Genomic DNA, 17,778 nt, shown 5'->3' on the forward strand with positions numbered 1-17,778 from the left:
CGGACGCCCCGCCGCCCCTCCGTCCCGCGGCCCGGTGTCCCACCCGCGCCCGCTCCCGTCGCCGCCGAAGTGCGGTCGGCGGGAGCGCGGTTCGTGAAGTGAGGGGCAGGCGACCCGGGCCCCGCGGACCGCGACTCCGCGCCGCACGACTCCGTGGGACACCCCGTGGCACCCCCGGCACGGGCCCCCGAGCTAGCTGACGTTCATGTCAACAAGTCGGCGCACAGGGGTTCTCCCGAGGGCTACCCATCAGTACATTGACGCCATGTCCAACAAGCAGACGCCCCGCGAGCCGCAGCCGGCCGAGTCCGGGCGGACGACCCTCCAGGCGCGGAAGGTGTCGTTCTCCTGGGAGGACACCCCCCTGCACTGGGTGCCGGGCGATCCGTTCGCCACCCACACCATCAACGTGCTGCACCTGCTGCTGCCCGCCGGCGAGCGCTGGTTCGTGCACGTGTACCGGCAGGCGCTGCCCCTCATCCGGGACGAGCGGCTGCGCGCGGACGTCATCGGCTTCATCGGGCAGGAGGCGATGCACTCGCAGGCCCACGACGAGGTGCTGCCGCACCTCAAGGACCTGGGCCTCGACCCCACCCCGTACACCGCGCAGGTCGACTGGCTCTTCGAGAAGCTGCTCGGCGACCGCACCCTGCCGCCGGGCCGGGCGCGCAGGTGGTGGCTCATGGAGCGGGTCGCCCTCATCGCGGCCATCGAGCACTACACCGCGTTCCTCGGCGACTGGGTGCTGAACGCGGAGGAGCTGGACCGCAGGGGCGCCGACCCGACCATGCTGGACCTGCTGCGCTGGCACGGCGCGGAGGAGGTCGAGCACCGGTCCGTGGCCTTCGAGCTGTTCCAGCACCTCGACGGCGGCTACCGGCGCCGGGTGCGGACCTGGGCGACCGCCTTCACGGCCCTGGTCTTCCTCTGGCAGCGCGGCACGCGGTTCTTCATGGCGAACGACCCGACCCTGACGGCGGGCCGCGCCGGCTTCCGGGACTTCTACGTGAGCGGGCGGGCGGGCGTGCTGCCGTCGACCGGGGACATGCTGAAGTCGATCCCGCGCTATCTGAGCCGCGGCTACCACCCCTCCCAGGAGGGCTCCACCGAGCAGGCCCTGGCCTACCTCGCCGCCTCCCCCGCCGCCACGGCCGCCGAACGGAGCGCCTCGTGACGCCCCGGGTGCGGACCCTCGTGGCCGTCGCCGGTACCGCGCTGCTGGTCCGGGGCGCACTGCGCCGCCGGATCCAGGCGTCGCCGCTGTGGCCGCTGCCCGCCCTGGAGGAACCCGTCTCCGGCCGCCCGCGCTCGCGCGCCCTGCGGCTGCGCGTCGCCCGGCACGAGCGGATCGCCGACGGCGTGGTCCGACTGCGCCTGGAGGGCAGTGGTCTGCCCGCCTGGGAGCCCGGCGCCCACCTCGACCTGGTGCTGCCCTCCGGACTCGTACGGCAGTACTCGCTGTGCGGGGACCCGGAGGACTCGTCCGCGTACACCGTGGCGGCACGGCTCGTGGACGAGGCGGAGGGCGGGCGTGGCGGCTCGCGCGAAGTGCACGAGGAGCTCCGCGAGGGCATGGAGGTCGAGGTGCGCGGCCCGCGCAACCGCTTCCCGCTCGTGGACGCGCCCGCGTACGTCTTCGTGGCCGGCGGCATCGGGATCACGCCCGTCCTGCCGATGCTGCGCTCCCTCGGCGAGGACGTCCGGTGGCGGCTGCTCTACGGCGGGCGGACCCGGGAGTCGATGCCGTTCCTGGAGGAGATCGAGAAGCTGCCGGGCGACCGGGTCACCGTCGTCGCCGAGGACGTGGACGGACGGCCGGGCCTGGACGGGTTGTTCGCGGACCTCCCCGACGGCGCGGCCGTCTACTGCTGCGGTCCGCAGGGGCTGATGGAGGCCGTCGCCGACCGGCTGCCCGAGGGCGCCTCGCTGCACCTGGAGCGGTTCGGGGCCCCCGCCTCCGCCGACGGGAGCGACGGCGCCTTCGAGGTCGAACTGCGCCGCAGCCGCCGTACGGTGACCGTCCCGGCCGGCACCACCGTCCTCGCCGCCGTGCGGGAGGTGCTGCCCGACACCGTGTACTCGTGCGCGCAGGGCTTCTGCGGGACCTGCCAACAGCGTGTGTTGGAAGGGGAGATCGACCACCGGGACGAACTGCTGACGGACGCGGAGCGTGACGACTCGATGCTGATCTGTGTCTCGCGGGCGCGCGGTGGGCGCCTCGTGCTGGACATGTGAACACCCCTGGCCGGACCGGCCCGTTCCGGGTCCGAACCGATCGGTAAGGTGTTCGTATGACAACCGGGGTACGCCGCAGAATGGGCGTCGAGGAGCGACGGCAGCAGCTGATCGGCGTCGCCCTCGACCTGTTCAGCCGACGCTCGCCCGACGAGGTCTCCATCGACGAGATAGCCTCCGCCGCCGGCATCTCGCGACCGTTGGTCTACCACTACTTCCCCGGCAAACTCAGCCTCTACGAGGCGGCGTTGAAGCGGGCCTCCGACGATCTCGCGGGGCGTTTCGTGGAGCCCCGCGAGGGTCCGCTCGGGGCGCGGCTGCTGCGGGTCATGCACCGCTTCTTCGACTTCGTGGACGACCACGGGCCCGGCTTCTCGGCCCTGATGCGCGGCGGCCCCGCCGTCGGCTCCTCGACCACCAACGCGCTGATCGACTCGGTGCGCCAGGCGGCGTACGTCCAGATCCTCGCGCATCTGGGCGTCGAGAGGCCGCCCGCCCGGCTGGAGCTGGTGATCCGGTCGTGGATCTCGCTCGCCGAGTCCACGGCGTTGATCTGGCTGGACGGGCGGCGCATCCCGCGCGGTGAGCTGGAGGCGCAGCTCGTGCGGGACTTCGCCGCGCTGGCCGCGGTGAGCGCCGCCTACGACGCCGAGATGGCCGACGTACTGCGGCGCGCCTTCGAGAACGAGCCGGCCGAGGGTCCCTTCACGGACCTCGCGGTCCGACTGATCTCGCTGGCGACGCCCTCGGCGCCCTAGGGTCTGTCGTTTGGATCAGGCCGGTGTCGCGGGACGAACCGTCGATCGCGGCCGGCCTGATCCAAACGACAGACCCTAGCCGCGAGCCGTCACGCCCCGGACGTCAGAGCTCGAACTTGCGGTAGGACGGGTCGAGGTCGCGCACCTCGGCGGAGGCGTGCAGGGCGAGGCTGTCGGCGGGCTTCACGTAGGTCCTCAGCAGGTCCAGCACCTCCTCGGTCAGCTTCGCCTTGGTCTCCTCGGTCCGCCCGGCGAGCAGTCCGAGCGTGACGTGCACGACGGCGTGCCCGTCGGTGTCCTCCCCCACCGTGGTGTCCTCGGTGGGACGGAACACGGTCTTGCAGGCGCCGATCTTCGCCGCCGCCGTGTCGACCACGCGCGCGTGCAGTGCCCGGGCGAAGCCGCCACGGTCGAAGGCGGTGTCGAGCGTCGCGGAGTAGTCGACGGTGATCTGCGGCATGGGCACTCCTGTTCCAGGGGGACGTCCCGGTCACCCTAGCCGCAGGGCGAGCAGCGCGATGTCGTCCTCCCGGTCGTGGCCGAAGCAGTCGAGGAGGGTGTCGCACAGGGCGGCCGGTCCGGGCGGGGCGTCGGCGGCGGCGGTGCGCAGCTGCTCCATGGAGACGGCGAGGTCCGTGCCGCGGGTCTCGATCAGGCCGTCCGTCACCATCAGCAGCCGGTCGCTGGGCATCAGCACCGCCTCGGTGGGCGCCGGATGGTCCAGTCCGAGGCCGAGCAGCGGTCCGGAGGCCTTGACGTAGGAGGCGGTGCCGTCGTCGCCGACGAGCAGGGGCGGGATGTGGCCCGCGTTGGCGATCCGGACCCGTCCGCTCGCCGGGTCGACCAGGGCGAGGCAGACCGTGGCGGTGACGTCGGGGTGGTAGTGCTGGAGCATCCGGTCCAGGCGCCGGGCCAGGTCGCCGGGGTCGGGGTCCTCGACGCAGTAGGCGCGCAGGGCGTGCCGGATCTCGACCATGACGGTGGCCGCGTCCAGCGAGTGCCCGACGACGTCCCCGACGGCGGTGAGCACACCGCCCGAGGTGCTCAGCGCCGCGTAGAAGTCCCCACCGATCTCGGTCTGCCGGGAGGCGGGCACGTAGCGCACGACCACGTCGACGCCGGGGAGTTCGGGCAGCCGGTGCGGCTGGGGCAGGAAGCTGTGCTGGAGGGTGAGCGCGACGTGCCGCTCCACCTGGTACATCAGCAGCGGTTCGGCGGCGAGCGCGGTGGCCTGGGCCAGCCGCACGACGAGTGCCTCGGTCCGCGGGTCGGCGACCGAGGAGTGCGGGTGCCGCGCGGGCACGGCGAGGCACACCGGCGCCCGTTCGTGCCGGGTCCTGGCCAGCACCAGGCGGGCGTCGTCGCAGATCCCGGGCCGGAAGAAGCCCGCGGGCCACAGCGGCGCGGGGACGACGGTGCTGCGCACCCCGGTGTGGCCGCTCATGAAGGAGCGGATGAGCCCGGCCACCGCCTCGTGCGTGCTGCGGTCGGCGGCCGGCCCGCGGGAAGGGGGGTGCGACCGGACGGACGGCCGGTCGCCGGATCTCCCCTCGTACAGCTCACCGTCCTCGGAGAGCACGAACACGGCCGCCGGTGTGCCGGTGAGCCGGGCGGTGCCCTCGGCGGCCGCGTCGGCGAGTTCCGTGAGGCAGCGCGCCGTCTGGACGGCGACGATCGTCTCGGACAGCAGGGTCAGCCGCTGGACGAGCGTCTCGGCTCCGGAGAGCATGCGGGCGCCGCGCACCGCGGCCCGGACGACCGCCTCGATCTCCTCGGGTTCCGCGGGCACCGACAGGTAGGCGTCTCCTCCGGCCTCCAGGCCCCGGCAGCGGTAGCCGGGTTCCGCGGCGGCGGCGGAGAAGTGGACGACGGGCAGGGCGGCCGTGGCGGGCTGCGCCTTGATCCTGCGGCACAGCTCGAAGCCGTTCAGGTCGGGGAGTCCGACGTCCACGAGCGCCACGTCGGGCAGGGTGCCGGCGCGTACCCGTGCGTCGAGTTCGAGCAGGGCCTCCGTCGCACCGGCCACGGGGACGACCCGGTGACCGGCACGGCTCAGTACGGCGGCCAGCGCGTAGCGGCCGGCCGCCGCGTCGTCGACCACGAGCACGGTGGACGCCGTGCCGTCGGCCTGGTCGAAGCCGTCCATGTGCAAAGCCCCTCGGGGCACGGGGATGGGGACAGACCCCGCGGTCTGCCCCCACCAACGTACTGCGCTAGCGCGAGGTCCGGGCGAATACCGCGACGGTACGGCCCGGGACGGCGAACGTCCCCGATTCCGCCGCGTAGGCGGCGCTCTTCACGGTAGAGTCCGCGCCCGCCGCCTGCACCGGATGCAGCGCGTACGCCTTCCCGGCAAGGGCGCCGACCCTCTGCTCCTGCTTGTCCGGCGTGGCGTTGAACACGACGACCAGGTCGCCGAGTTCCATCGTGATCACTCCGGGAGTCTCGTCCTTGCCCGACAGGGGGAAGGAGAGCTCGGACTGGACGCGGCCCGCCGTGCCGAGGCCGAAGACGTCCTCGGTGCTGCGGATCCTCAGCAGGTCGCGGTACGCGGCCGAGGCGCCCTCGATCTGCTCGCATCCCACCTTGACGGACGTCAACAGGGGCTTGGCGTACGGCCACTTGGACTTGTTGTCGGCGGCCGGGGGCAGTCCGCGCCCGAAGCCGTTGCCGTCCTCGCAGTTCCAGTGGACGGCGTTGAACCAGTCACCGCTGTCGTAGGAGTTGCGGTCCAGGGACTTGGAGCGCAGCAGGTCCGAGCCCGCCTGGGAGAGGGACGGCCCCTGGGAGAGGGCGGCCGTCGCCATGGCGAGGACCTGCATCCGCGCCCTGCCGTCCGCCGAGGTGCCCTTCGGCAGCTTGTAGGTGAGGGCGTCGAACAGCGACTCGTTGTCGTGCGCGTCGGCGTACGCGAGGGCGTCGCCCGGCGCCTCGGCGTATCCGGCGGGTGCGCCGTTGTAGTCGACCTCGGAGCCCTTGACCTCCTTGCCGTCGGAGTTGGTGAAGCGGTACGCGGCGAGGTTGCCGCTCAGGCCCACCTTGATGAGGTCCTGGTAGTGCAGCAGGCGGGCCTTCTGCTCGGCCGGGGTGCCGTTGGCGGCCGAGGAGTTGGGGTCGGTGTAGAGGCCGGAGGCGAAACCCTGGACGCCGGGGTCCTCGTCGAAGGGGCCGCCGCCGCGTACGGCGTCACGGGCCCGGTCGGAGAACGTCGCGACGCCCGTGCCGGCCATGTTCTTCTGGGTGGCCTGCACGAAGCGGGCGTCGTCGGCGACCTCGCCGAAGTTCCAGCCCTCGCCGTAGAGGATGATCTTCTTCCCGTCGACGCCGTCCTTCCGGAGGGTGAGCGCGTCGAGAGCCTTGCGGACCGCCAGGATGTTGGCCTTGGGGTGGTGTCCCATGAGGTCGAAGCGGAAGCCGTCGACCTTGTACTCCCGGGCCCAGGTGACGATCGAGTCGACCACCAGCTTGCCCATCATGGCGTTCTCGGTCGCCGTGCCCGCGCAGCAGGTGGAGTTGGCCACCGAGCCGTCGGCGAGGAGCCGCTGGTAGTAGCCGGGCACGATCCGGTCGAGCACGGAGGTGTCGGCCTGGCCGCTCGCGGCGGTGTGGTTGTAGACGACGTCCATGACGACCCGCAGGCCGTCCTGGTTCAGCGACTTGACCATGTCGCGGAACTCGACCGTACGCCGGGTGCCGTCGGGGTCGCTGGCGTAGGAGCCCTCGGGGACCGTGTAGTGGTACGGGTCGTAGCCCCAGTTGTAGGCGTCCTCGGCGGCGGTCTTCGCCACGCACTCCTGCTGCTTCTCGGAGTCGGCGGGGTAGGAGGCGAGGTCGCAGTCGGTGCTCTGCCGGTCGGCCTTCTTCTCGGGGATGGTGGCGATGTCGAAGGCGGGCAGCAGGTGCACGTACGAGGTACCGGACTTCGCCAGCTCCCTCAGGTGCCGGGAGCCGTCGCTGTCCTTGTCCGTGAAGGCGCGGTAGGTGCCCTGGTCCTTCGCGGGGACGGTCTTGTCCGCCACCGAGAAGTCCCGGACGTGCAGCTCCTGGATCTGCGCGTCCTTCAGCGGTACGGCCTCGGGCTTCTTGAGCGAGGACCAGCCCGACGGGGCGAGGGACTTCGCGCGGAGGTCGACGACCAGGCTGCGCTCCGAGTCGGCGGTCAGGGCCACCGAGTACGGGTCGGTCACCTTGTTGGTGACGACCTTGCGGACGGTCGGCGCCCACACCTTCACGACGTAGCGGTAGGGCTTGCCCGTCCAGGACTTCTTCCCGGTGACGGACCAGACGCCGGTGGCGGCGTCCCGCTTCATCGCGACCGCGGACCCTCCGAGGTCCAGGCTCACCGATTGCGCGGTGGGCGCCCAGACGGCGAGGGTCGGGCGGCCCCGGTGGAACGTCGGCCCGAGGTCCGCCTCCGTCGCGTCGTACAGGTCGTCCAGGACTCCGGCGAGCTGCACGCCGGTCGCCGCCAGCACCGCGCCGTTGGCCGCGCGCTGGGTGGCGACGACCTGGCCGCGCAGGGCGGAGCGCACCCGGTCGCGGTCGCGCGGGTCCACGGACCAGGCCGTGTAGCCCTTCAGGTGCGGGAACGCGGCCTTCTGCGCGTCGGTGAGGGCGGTCTTCGACAGCCGCAGCCAGCGCTCGTCGTCGCTGGTCAGCGTGCCGTCCTCGACGGCGATCGAGCCGTCGCGGGAGGAGAGCAGCTGGGTGGAGGCGGCTCCTTCGGCGCCGTTCCAGGCGACCGTGTCGCGGTCGATCCAGACCGCCTTGGCGGAGGTCAGGTCGAGCGCGGCGGCGCTGCCCGCGGCCTGCGGGAGCAGGTAGTCCTCCTGGCCGCCGAGCATCCACACCTCGTGGCCGTCCGCCGTGAGGTCGAGCGACTGGTCGGTGGGGAGGTCCTTGGTGTCGCCCTTGTGCAGGATGTAGCTGAGGCTGATGGCTCCTTCGGCGAGCGGCACCTCGAAGACGGCGCCGTACGCGTCCTCGCGGGCCGGCTCCAGGGGCTTGGTCCAGTCGGTGCCGTTCGCGGCGCCCGTCCAGACGTGGAGTCCCCAGCCGTCGTAGTCGCCGTCGGCGCGGTGGTAGTGCAGGACCGCCTTGCTCTTGTCCTGCGCCGGGTAGTCGGGCCGCTCGGTGAGCAGGGCCTCCTTGCCCTGCTCGACCCAGACCTCACCCGTCTTGGTGACGTCGATGGTGCGGTCGGCGGAGACGTCCTTGTTGCCGTCCTTGTCGATGACGAGGAAGCCGACGCTGGAGGCGCCCGGCTTCAGCTTGACGTAGGCGAAGGCCCCGTAGGCGTCCCGGCCGACGAAGTCGTGGCCCGCGGGCCAGGTGGTCGACTCGCCGTCCGCGAGGTCGCCCCAGGCGTAGAGCCGCCAGTCGGTGTAGTCGCCGTCGGCGCGCTTGTAGTGGACGACCGCGTAGTCGCGGGAGGACGCGCTGGGCACCTCGGGCGCGGGCGGCGTGCCGGTGGTGCCGGTGGCCGTGTCGCTCGCGGTGCGTCCGGCCGAGTCGATCACGACGGCCTTGTAGCGCAGGGCGCTCCCGGGCGGTACGTCCTTGCCGATGGTCTGGGTGACCTTGTAGGGGGCGTGGTCGGCGGAGCCGAGGGTGCGCCACTTGCCGTTGCCCACCTGGGCGGCGAAGACGACCCGGTTCATCCGGCCGCCGTCGACGTCGGCGGAGACCTCGACGGTGCCGGTGGCGCCCGCGCCGGGGGCCTTCAGGGTCACGGCCGGTTTGGCCGCGGGGGCGGGGATGCGGCCCGCCGCCTTCAGGACGATCGCGGAGCCGGCCGGGACGGTGACCGTCACCTTCTTCTCGTCGTCGCTGGTGACGTCGGAGGAGATGCCGTGGATACCGCGGAACCGCATGCCGGCCGATCCGGTGGCGAACGTCGCCTCGCGGGCCTCGTCGGCGTTGTTCACGGCGACGACGTACTCGACGCCGGTCCTGGCGTCCGTGCGCGAGAAGGCGTACACCCCGGCGCCGTCGGCCGCGTAGCGCTCGGTCTGGACGCCGTCCGCGAGGGCCGGGTTGGCCTTGCGGAGCTCGGCAAGCGCGGCGATGCGCCGGTAGAGGGGCGCCTTGGTGTCGAAGGCGTCGTCGGCGTGCGTGCGGTCGGTGCCCAGCTCGTCGTCGTCGAGGTAGTCGCCGACCTTCGAGGCGAACATCGTCTGGCGGGCGTCCTTGTCGCCGCCGGCGCCGGTGAAGCCCTGCTCGTCGCCGTAGTAGACGACGGGGTTGCCGCGGCTGAGGAACATCAGCTCGGTGGCGAGCTCGTCCTTCTTCAGCAGTTCGGCGTCGCTCGCCTTCGGGTCGTCCTGCTTCAGGAAGGAGCCCATGCGGCCCATGTCGTGGTTGCCGAGGAAGGTGACCTGCTCGTACGCGTTGGCCTTGTCCGTCGTGTACTTGTAGTCGTCACCGAAGACGGCGGCGAGCTTCCTCGCGCTGCCGCCCTGGGAGGCGTAGGAGCGGGCCGCGTCCTGGAAGGGGAAGTCCAGCGTGGAGTCCAGGCGGCCCTGGGTCACGTACGGCGCGGTGACCGAGGTGTCGGCGGAGTAGACCTCGCCGAACATGAAGAAGTCGTCCCGGCCCCGCTTCTCGGCGTAGGCGTCGAGCGCCGTCGCCCACTGGGTCCAGAACTCCATGTTCACGTGCTTGACGGTGTCGATGCGGAAGCCGTCGATGCCGTAGTCGCCGACCCACTTCTGGTAGATCCGCTCCATGCCCCGCACGACCTCGGGACGCTCGGTCCACAGGTCGTCGAGGCCGGAGAAGTCGCCGTGCGTGGAACTCTCGCCGGCGAAGGTGGAGTCACCGCGGTTGTGGTACATCGCCGGGTCGTTGAGCCAGGACGGGACCTTGGCGTTCTTCTTCGCGGGGGGCACGACCGGCGTGCGCGGGAAGGAGTCGCGGTCGACCGGCGGGAACGGCTTCGTGCCGTCCGCGTAGGCGGCGTCGTCGAACGGCTCGCCGTCCTTCGTCAGATACGGGAAGGCGCCCTTGGAGAGGTAGCCGTAGGACTTCTCCTCGTAGTCGACGACGTCGGCCGTGTGGTTGGTGATGACGTCGAAGAAGACCTTCATGCCCTTGGCGTGGGCCTTGGAGATCAGGGTCTCCAGGTCCTTGTTGGTGCCGAAGTGCGGGTCGACCTGCGTGAAGTCGGTGATCCAGTAGCCGTGGTAGCCGGCGGAGGCGTCGGCCCCGGTGCCCTGCACGGGCTGGTTCTTGAAGATCGGCGCCATCCAGATCGCGGTGGTGCCGAGGCCCTTGATGTAGTCGAGCTTCTTCGTCAGGCCCTTGAGGTCGCCGCCCTGGTAGAACCCCTTGTCGGTGGGGTCGTACCCGGTCGCGAGGCGTGAACCGGTCAGTCCCCCGCGGTCGTTGGCGGTGTCCCCGTTGGCGAACCGGTCCGGCAGGACGAAGTAGAACTGCTCGCGGGTGGCGTCGTGACGGGCGGGCTCGGCGGCGAGCCTGGCGTCGGACGGGGGCGCGGGCGGCGCCGCGGCCTTGGCCGCGAGCGGCTGGACGAGGGCCGCCGCGAGGGCGGCCACCGTGACGGCGGCGAGCCGTCCGCGGTGCGGGGTCAGTCCGGAGTGCGCGGCGCGGCGCGCCCCGGGCGCCGGCCATCTCGGTATCAGGGCCACAGGCGTGAACTCCTAGCAGATACGGCTCTATTGGGTCCGACCCCACCGCCGCGGCACGGCTTCGATGCCGGGCGCCGGCGTGACCGTACCGCTTACGAAAGCTTTACAGCAAGAGTCTTGAAAGCAACGGAAAGAACTTTCACAAGGCGACGCCGGTCCGGCACGGCCCGGCCTGCCGTGGGGGTGGCGGGCCGGGCCGTGTCACGCGGCGTGCGGAGTCAGCAGGCCGACTTCCCGGCGTACACCGCGAGCGCGGTGTTGGCGCCGAGGGTGGCCGTGAGCTGGCCCGAACCGTTCACCGTGACCGTCGTGTTGTTCTGCACGTTGCAGTACGTCCCGGCCGGGAGCGAGGTCTGGTAGGTGCGGCTCAGGGCGCCGGACTCGTGGTTGATCGCCACGAAGCCCTTGCTGCCGCGGCCGAAGGCGATGGCGTCTCCGCCGTTGTCCCACCAGTTGGTGACGGACTGGCCCCGGGTGGCGTTGCGGAAGGCCACCATGGACTTGATCTCCGGCCAGGCGTGCTGGCACTTCCAGCCGTTCTGCCAGCAGGCGGTGACGCTGCCGCCGTTCGGCGGACCGGCGTCCGTGTCGGAGAACTCGTAGCCCGAGTTGATGTCGGGTGCGCCGTAGGGCCACGCCAGCATGAAGACGTTCGCCAGGGTGTAGTTGGCGCCGTCCTTGTAGCTGAGCGTGGAGCCGTTGCGCTCGGTGTCGTGGTTGTCGACGAAGACGGCGGAGACGCCGCTGCTCATGTAGCCCCAGCCCTCGCCGTAGTTCTTCAGGTAGGCGAGGTTCTCGTTGTTGAAGACCCGCTTGAGGTCGTAGGCGTAGCGGAACTCCTGGACGTCGCCGTTGCCGGTGTACTCGGTCGGCTGGACGGCCTCCCCGGAACCGTAGATGACCTCCTGCTTCCAGTACGCCCCCGGGTTGGTGAGCCGGGACTTGATGTTGGCGAGGTCGGCGGCCGGGATGTGCTTGGCGCCGTCGATGCGGAAGCCGTCGACGCCGTAGCCGAGCAGGGAGTTGATGTAGCCGGCGATGGCGGAGCGGACGTACTCCTCGCCGGTGTCCAGGTCGGCGAGCCCCACGAGCTCGCAGTTCTGCACGTTGGCACGGTCGCCGTAGTTGGTGATGGTGGCCGTGCAGTCGTTCATGTCGTTGGACGAGTACAGGCCCGGGTAGTTGTACTTCGTGTACGACGAGCCGCCGGTGCCGGTGCCGGAGCCGGCCGACATGTGGTTCACGACCGTGTCGGCGACGACCTTCACACCGGCCGCGTGGCAGGTGTTCACCATGTTCCGGAAGGCCGTGGCGTCACCGAGGCGGCCGGCGATCCGGTAGCTGACGGGCTGGTACGAGGTCCACCACTGGGCGCCCTGGATGTGCTCGGCGGGCGGGGACACCTGGACGTAGCCGTATCCGGCCGGCCCGAGGGTGTTGGTGCACTCCTTGGCGACCGAGTCGAATTTCCACTCGAAGAGGACGGCGGTGACGTCCTTGGTGCCGGGGGGTGATGCCTGGGCCACTCCCGTGGGGAGGGTGACCGAGGCCGCCAGAGCCGCCGCGAGGGCGGCTATGACGGCCGGAGTTCTCCTGGCCATGTGATCTCCTGCACTTCGTCGTGCGGGTGGGGGAGGGTGCGGGGGCCGGAGGTTGCAGACCGAACAACCCCGGTGTGGTCGGGACCGTAGCGCTTGCAGACAAGTTTCAGCAAGATGTCGCAAGAAATTCCAACTCGGTTCGCGACAGGGCCCCTTGGCACCCTCTCCCCCGCCCCCGGAAGCGCAGGAGGTTCACTCGTACGGTCAGACGGCCCACCAGACGGTCGTGTCCGCGGGCAGCTTCGCCTCGTCGTCCGCGATGGTCACCTCACCGCTGCACACCAGCACCCGGCCGTACGCCGGGACGGTGACCGACTCGCCGCCGGTGTTCGCCGTGCAGACGAACTCGCCCCGGCGGAAGGCCAGTACGCCCTCCGGCGCGCGCAGCCACTCCACCGCGTCGCCCGCGCCGAGGTCGGCCCGCTCGCGCCGCACGGCCAGCGCGGTGCGGTACAGCTCCAGGGTGGAACCCGGCGTGCCCGTCTGCGCCTCGATGCTCAGCTCGCCCCAGCCGGCCGGCTGCGGCAGCCAGCTGCCGCCGTCGCCGAAGCCGAAGGAGGAGCCCTCGCGGGTCCACGGGATCGGCACCCGGCAGCCGTCGCGGAAGCCGTCCTGTCCGGCGCCCCGGAAGTAGGCGGGGTCCTGGCGCACCTCGTCCGGCAGGTCCACGACGTCCGGCAGGCCGAGCTCCTCGCCCTGGTAGAGGTACGCGGAGCCCGGCAGCGCCAGCATCAGCAGGGTCGCCGCCCGCGCGCGCCGCAGTCCCAGCCCGCGGTTGCCCGCGGTGCGGATCTGCGTGCCGAGGCCGGCCTCGTTGGCGAAGCGCGTGGCGTGCCGCGTCACGTCGTGGTTGGACAGCACCCAGGTGGCCGGGGCGCCGACGGGGCGCATCGAGTCCAGGGTGCGGTCGATGACGGAGTGCAGCTCGGCCGCGTCCCAGTGGGTGCCCAGGTACTGGAAGTTGAAGGCCTGGTGCAGCTCGTCGGGGCGCACGTAGTTGGCGGTGCGCTCGATGGTCGGGGTCCACGCCTCGGCCACGAAGATGCGCTCACCCGCGTACTCGTCGAGGATGGTGCGCCACTGCCGGTAGATGTCGTGCACGCCGTCCTGGTCGAAGAACGGCATGACATCGTTGCCCAGCAGCTTCAGCTGCTCGTGGGATCCAAGGTCCGGCAGGCCCGTCGCCTTCACCAGTCCGTGGGCCACGTCGATACGGAAGCCGTCGACGCCCATGTCGAGCCAGAAGCGCAGGATCGAGCGGAACTCGTCGCCGACCGCCGGGTGCTCCCAGTTGAAGTCGGGCTGCTCGGGCGCGAAGAGGTGCAGGTACCACTCGCCGGGGGTGCCGTCGGGCTCGGTGACCCGGGTCCAGGCCGGTCCGCCGAAGATGGACTCCCAGTCGTTGGGCGGCAGTTCACCGTCCGCGCCCTTGCCGGGCCGGAAGTGGTAGCGGTCCCGCAGCGGCGAGCCGGGGCCCTCGCGCAGCGCGCGCTTGAACCACTCGTGCTGGTCGGAGGAGTGGTTGGGCACCAGGTCGACGATGATCCGCAGGCTCAGCTCGTGGGCGTCGCGGATCAGCGCGTCGGCGTCCAGGAGGTTGCCGAACATGGGGTCGACGGCGCGGTAGTCCGCCACGTCGTATCCGGCGTCGGCCTGCGGCGAGGCGTAGAAGGGGCTCAGCCACACGGCGTCGACGCCGAGGTCGCGCAGGTACGGGAGTCGGGAACGTACGCCCTCCAGGTCGCCCATGCCGTCGCCGTTGCTGTCGGCGAAGCTGCGCGGATAGACCTGGTAGATCACCGCGTCGCGCCACCAGTCGCGGTGGGCGGCGACGGTGGCGAGCGCGGAGGTCGGGGCCTGGTCGGCGGAGTGCTGGCTCATGGCGTCCTTGATGCGATGGGGGGTCCCCCCGGCGGGCAGGGCCGGCGGGAGGAGCAGTTCGGGTCGTGGAAGCGTGTGATGAGGCGGCCGCGACGCCGGCGGGGTCGGATGGACGCCGCGGCCGCCACCCGCGCGCGATGCGCGCGCGGGAGTCCTGCCGGGCGTCAGCCCTTGGTGCCGCCGGCCGTCAGGCCGCTCACCAGGTTCTTCTGCACCAGGTAGAAGAAGGCGGAGACGGGTATGGCGACGAGCACCGCGGTGGCGGCCATGAGGTTGCGCTGCGCGTCGTGCTCACTGACGAAGCTCTGCAGACCGACGGCGAAGGTGTACTTCGTGTCGGAGAGCATGAACGTCGAGGCGAACGCGACCTCGCCGAACGCGGTGATGAAGCTGTAGAAGGCGGCCACGGCCAGGCCCGGCTTGGCGAGCGGCAGGATCAGCCGCAGGAACGTGCCGAAGGGGTTGAGTCCGTCGACGCGTCCCGCCTCGTCGATCTCGAAGGGGATGGTGTCGAAGTACCCCTTGAGCAGCCAGGCGCAGTACGGCACCGCCGTCGAGCAGTAGACCAGGACGAGGCCGAGGTAGGTGTCGATGAGCTGCAGGTCCGAGAGGATCTGGTACATCGGCACGATGAGGACGGCGATCGGGAACATCTGGGTGACCAGCAGGACCCACATGAACTTCCGGTACCCGGGGAAGCGCATGCGGGACACCGCGTAGCCGGTGGTGGCGGCGAACATCACGCCGATGACCGAGGTGCCGAACGAGACGATGAGCGAGGTCTTCATCCACGCGAAGAAGTTCGTGTGCTGGAGCACGAACGCGTAGTTGTCGAACGTCATCTTGTCCCAGATGCGCCCGGGGTGGAGGTAGTCGTCCTTGTCCGGGCCGAGCGACAGGTAGACCAGCCACGCGACCGGGAAGAGCGCGATCAGGCTCGCGACGATCAGGATGCCGTGCGACACGACGGAGCCGGAGCGGCTGTTGTCGCCGCGCCTGCGGCCCTTGCGCGGGGCGGCGCCCGCGGAGACCTGGTCCGCCGCGGCGGGTGTCGGAAGGGTCGTGGTGCTCATGCGGGCTCCCGCCTCAGATCGCGAGCTGCTGGTCATTGCGGTTCAGCCAGCGGCGGTAGAAGGAGGTGAAGACGATCAGGATGGTCAGCAGCAGGATGCCGTAGGCGGCCGACTGCGCGAAGTCGCGCGGCTGCTGTCCGAAGCCCAGGTAGTAGGCCCAGGTGACGAGGATCTGCGCGTCCGGGGCGGTGTTGCCGAACAGCAGGAAGATCACGGCGAACTGGTTGAACGTCCAGATGACGCCGAGCAGGACGACGGTGGAGCTGACGGACCGCAGGCCGGGCAGCGTGACGTGCCGGAACCGCTGCCAGGCGTTCGCGCCGTCCATCTCGGAGGCCTCGTACAGCGTCGCGTCGATGGACTGCAGGCCGCCCAGCAGGGAGACCATCATGAACGGCACACCGCACCAGGTGTTGACCATGATCGCGGCGAACCGCTGCCAGAAGGTGTCCTCCAGCCACAGCGGTGTCGGCAGGTGCACCGATTCGAGCACGGAGTTGATGATGCCGCCGTCGGCGAGCATGAACCGCCAGCCGAACACGGTGACGAAGGTGGGCACGGCCCACGGCAGCACCAGCAGCAGCCGGTAGAAGGTGCGTCCGCGCAGCTTCTGGTTGAGCAGCAGCGCGAGGCCGAGGCCGATGACGTAGTGCAGCGTGACGCAGAGCGCCGTCCACACGATCGTCCAGATGAAGTGCGACCAGAACCGGTCGTACGACGTCGGACCCCACAGGATGTCGGCGTAGTTGTCGAAGCCGATGAACTCGTAGGTGGCGTCGATGTGGTTGACGCCGATCGTGCGGGCCGAGTTGAGGCTGTTGGCGTCCGTGAGCGTCAGGTAGAGGCCCCGCACGAGCGGATAGAGCACCAGCACGCCGAGCACGACGACCACCGGGGTGATCATCGCGTACGCGTACCAGTACTTCTGGTACGAGTGCTTGAGGCGCTCGATCCGACCGGGCCGGCGCCCGCGGTCACCACGCCGCTCGCCGGTCGCTCTGTCGATGGCGACTGTCATGATTCGACACCTTCTGGAAGATCAGGGGTTGGGCGCGCGCCCGGCGGCGGCTGGGCCGCGGTGCACAGGCCGGATGGCCGCCGGATCCGTCCCCCGGTGCGGGCGGATCCGACGGCCACGCGGGATCACTTCTTGAAGTCGGGGACCAGCTTGGCGATCGCGGTCTCCGCGTTGCCCAGGCCCTTGTCCAGCGACTCCTTGCCGCCGGCGATCTTCGGCAGCTCGGTGTCGAGCGGACCCCACAGCGAGCTGTACTCGGGCAGCGCCGGGCGCGGCTGGGCGGCGGCGAGCACCGTCTGGTAGCCGGCGATGCCCGGGTCGGCCTTGACCTCGGCGGTGTAGGCGTCGTCACGCGTCGGCAGCGTGGAGTTCTTCAGGGCGATCGTCTCCTGGGACTTCGCCGAGGTCATGAACTTCACGAACTTGAGCGAGGCCGCCTGGTGGGCCTTGTCAGAGCCCGCGTACACGGAGAGGTTGTGGCCGCCGGTCGGGGCGCCCGCCTTGCCGGTGGAGCCGGCCGGGACGGTGGCGATACCGAGGTTCGCCTTGTCCTTGAACGCCGAGCCCTTGTAGAAGTTCGTGATCTCCCACGGACCCTGGACGATCGCGGCGACCTTGCCGTTGACGAACGCGTCCTGGATGTGGGCGTACGCGTCGGCGGTGGTGTCGGCCTTGTGCAGGCCCTTGCCGCTGAACAGGCCCTGCCAGGTCTCGAAGCCCTTCTTGGCCTCGGGCGAGGCGACGGTGATCTTCTTGGCGTCGACGTCGACCGTGTCGGTGCCCTCGCCGTAGAGGAAGGACTGGGCGTAGTAGGCCTGGGTGGAGCCCCAGTAGCCGTCGACGCCGGTCTTCTTCTTGATCGTGGCGGCGGCGGTCTTGAGGTCGGCCCAGGACGTGGGCGCCTCCTTGATGCCGGCCTTCTCGAAGAGCGCCTTGTTGTAGACGAGCGCGAGGGTGTCCGTGACGAACGGCACGCCGTAGGTCTTGCCGTCGTACTTCGCCTGCTCGAGCAGGTTGGACTTGAACTTGTCCTGCTCGGCGAGGGCCTCGGTGCCGTCGAGCGGCAGGAAGTAGCTCTTCTTCGCGAAGGCGGGGGTCCAGCCGACCTCGGAGCGCAGCAGGTCAGGAGCACCCTTGGAGCCCGCGGCGGTGTCGAACTTGTTCTGCGCCTGGTCGAACGGCACGTTGACGTACTTGACCTTGACGTCGGGGTTGGCCTTCTCGAACTCCTTGACGAGGGCCTTGTACGTCGGGGCCTCGTTGGTGGCATTCGAGGTGTCCCACCACGTGATGGTGGTGGGGCCGTCCGACTTGTCGCCGCTGTCGTCGCCGCCGCACGCCGTCGCCGTGAGGGCGATGGACGCCACCAGAGCGGTGGCCGCTATGCCACGCCGCATGAGATCTCCTTGAGGGTGAAAGCCCGAGTGGTTGGGGAAGCGGTCCCGCCCGCACCCCTTGCCGACTTGCCGACTGCGCCGTTGCGTCCGCCGGGCGACGTGAACGTAACAGCGTTGTAAGCGCCGCGAAAGAGCTTGCAGCAAAAAAGTGCAAGGACTGCCGAGA

At 70.6% G+C, this 17,778-nt stretch carries 11 protein-coding genes; 3 read left to right on the plus strand and 8 right to left on the minus strand.

Going from position 1 to position 17,778, the window contains the following annotated elements:
- Window positions 1–265: 265 nt before the first annotated feature.
- From ACFYQQ_RS04950 to ACFYQQ_RS04960, 3 genes are read left to right on the plus strand one after another with little or no spacing between them, the layout of a single operon-like run.
- On the plus strand, window positions 266–1,174 hold the full coding sequence (locus ACFYQQ_RS04950; RefSeq protein ID WP_355784643.1) for a metal-dependent hydrolase: 909 nt from the start codon (window positions 266–268) through the stop codon (window positions 1,172–1,174).
- Window positions 1,171–2,235 carry a PDR/VanB family oxidoreductase gene (locus tag ACFYQQ_RS04955; protein WP_356167395.1) on the plus strand — a complete coding sequence of 355 codons (1,065 nt, stop codon included), beginning with the start codon at window positions 1,171–1,173 and terminating at the stop codon, window positions 2,233–2,235. The genes ACFYQQ_RS04950 and ACFYQQ_RS04955 overlap by 4 nt, the downstream gene beginning before the upstream one ends.
- Window positions 2,236–2,291: 56 nt before the next feature.
- Window positions 2,292–2,993 carry a TetR/AcrR family transcriptional regulator gene (locus ACFYQQ_RS04960; RefSeq protein WP_356167398.1) on the plus strand — a complete coding sequence of 234 codons (702 nt, stop codon included), beginning with the start codon at window positions 2,292–2,294 and terminating at the stop codon, window positions 2,991–2,993.
- A gap of 103 nt (window positions 2,994–3,096) precedes the next feature.
- Here ACFYQQ_RS04960 and ACFYQQ_RS04965 read toward each other — a convergent pair whose 3' ends face one another.
- The 8 genes from ACFYQQ_RS04965 to ACFYQQ_RS05000 form a co-directional block, all read right to left on the minus strand.
- Window positions 3,097–3,453 carry a 5-carboxymethyl-2-hydroxymuconate Delta-isomerase gene (locus ACFYQQ_RS04965; protein ID WP_355794443.1) on the minus strand — a complete coding sequence of 119 codons (357 nt, stop codon included), beginning with the start codon at window positions 3,451–3,453 and terminating at the stop codon, window positions 3,097–3,099.
- Between the two features lie 30 nt (window positions 3,454–3,483).
- Complete coding sequence (locus ACFYQQ_RS04970) at window positions 3,484–5,139, minus strand: fused response regulator/phosphatase (protein WP_356241891.1); 1,656 nt, start codon at window positions 5,137–5,139, stop codon at window positions 3,484–3,486.
- 67 nt (window positions 5,140–5,206) lie between these two features.
- Window positions 5,207–10,636, minus strand: coding sequence for a pullulanase-type alpha-1,6-glucosidase (gene pulA, locus ACFYQQ_RS04975; RefSeq protein WP_388903983.1), 5,430 nt, complete (start codon window positions 10,634–10,636; stop codon window positions 5,207–5,209).
- Between the two features lie 224 nt (window positions 10,637–10,860).
- Window positions 10,861–12,243, minus strand: a complete 1,383-nt coding sequence (locus tag ACFYQQ_RS04980; RefSeq protein WP_356241888.1) for an alpha-amylase family protein — start codon at window positions 12,241–12,243, stop codon at window positions 10,861–10,863.
- 204 nt (window positions 12,244–12,447) lie between these two features.
- Window positions 12,448–14,124, minus strand: coding sequence for a glycoside hydrolase family 13 protein (locus ACFYQQ_RS04985; RefSeq protein WP_356167404.1), 1,677 nt, complete (start codon window positions 14,122–14,124; stop codon window positions 12,448–12,450).
- A 164-nt stretch (window positions 14,125–14,288) separates the two neighbouring features.
- Window positions 14,289–15,197 (minus strand): ABC transporter permease subunit, encoded by a 909-nt coding sequence (locus ACFYQQ_RS04990; protein ID WP_355788214.1) that lies wholly within the window; start codon window positions 15,195–15,197, stop codon window positions 14,289–14,291.
- Between the two features lie 13 nt (window positions 15,198–15,210).
- Window positions 15,211–16,215 carry a sugar ABC transporter permease gene (locus tag ACFYQQ_RS04995; RefSeq protein WP_355788212.1) on the minus strand — a complete coding sequence of 335 codons (1,005 nt, stop codon included), beginning with the start codon at window positions 16,213–16,215 and terminating at the stop codon, window positions 15,211–15,213.
- A 125-nt stretch (window positions 16,216–16,340) separates the two neighbouring features.
- Window positions 16,341–17,612 carry an extracellular solute-binding protein gene (locus ACFYQQ_RS05000; RefSeq protein WP_355788209.1) on the minus strand — a complete coding sequence of 424 codons (1,272 nt, stop codon included), beginning with the start codon at window positions 17,610–17,612 and terminating at the stop codon, window positions 16,341–16,343.
- Window positions 17,613–17,778: the final 166 nt, after the last annotated feature.

Origin of the sequence: Streptomyces sp. NPDC005496 (assembly GCF_042872045.1) — a bacterium.
Lineage (GTDB): Bacteria > Actinomycetota > Actinomycetes > Streptomycetales > Streptomycetaceae > Streptomyces.

What these genes read in the sequence shown, in the direction of transcription:
- ACFYQQ_RS04970 (WP_356241891.1), bottom strand. Translation starts at nt 5,139, where the DNA reads ATGGACGGCTTCGACCAGGCCGACGGCACGGCGTCCACCGTGCTCGTG.
- ACFYQQ_RS04985 (WP_356167404.1), bottom strand. Translation starts at nt 14,124, where the DNA reads ATGAGCCAGCACTCCGCCGACCAGGCCCCGACCTCCGCGCTCGCCACC.
- ACFYQQ_RS04960 (WP_356167398.1), top strand. Translation starts at nt 2,292, where the DNA reads ATGACAACCGGGGTACGCCGCAGAATGGGCGTCGAGGAGCGACGGCAG.
- ACFYQQ_RS04980 (WP_356241888.1), bottom strand. Translation starts at nt 12,243, where the DNA reads ATGGCCAGGAGAACTCCGGCCGTCATAGCCGCCCTCGCGGCGGCTCTG.
- ACFYQQ_RS04990 (WP_355788214.1), bottom strand. Translation starts at nt 15,197, where the DNA reads ATGAGCACCACGACCCTTCCGACACCCGCCGCGGCGGACCAGGTCTCC.
- ACFYQQ_RS04950 (WP_355784643.1), top strand. Translation starts at nt 266, where the DNA reads ATGTCCAACAAGCAGACGCCCCGCGAGCCGCAGCCGGCCGAGTCCGGG.
- ACFYQQ_RS05000 (WP_355788209.1), bottom strand. Translation starts at nt 17,612, where the DNA reads ATGCGGCGTGGCATAGCGGCCACCGCTCTGGTGGCGTCCATCGCCCTC.
- ACFYQQ_RS04995 (WP_355788212.1), bottom strand. Translation starts at nt 16,215, where the DNA reads ATGACAGTCGCCATCGACAGAGCGACCGGCGAGCGGCGTGGTGACCGC.
- ACFYQQ_RS04965 (WP_355794443.1), bottom strand. Translation starts at nt 3,453, where the DNA reads ATGCCGCAGATCACCGTCGACTACTCCGCGACGCTCGACACCGCCTTC.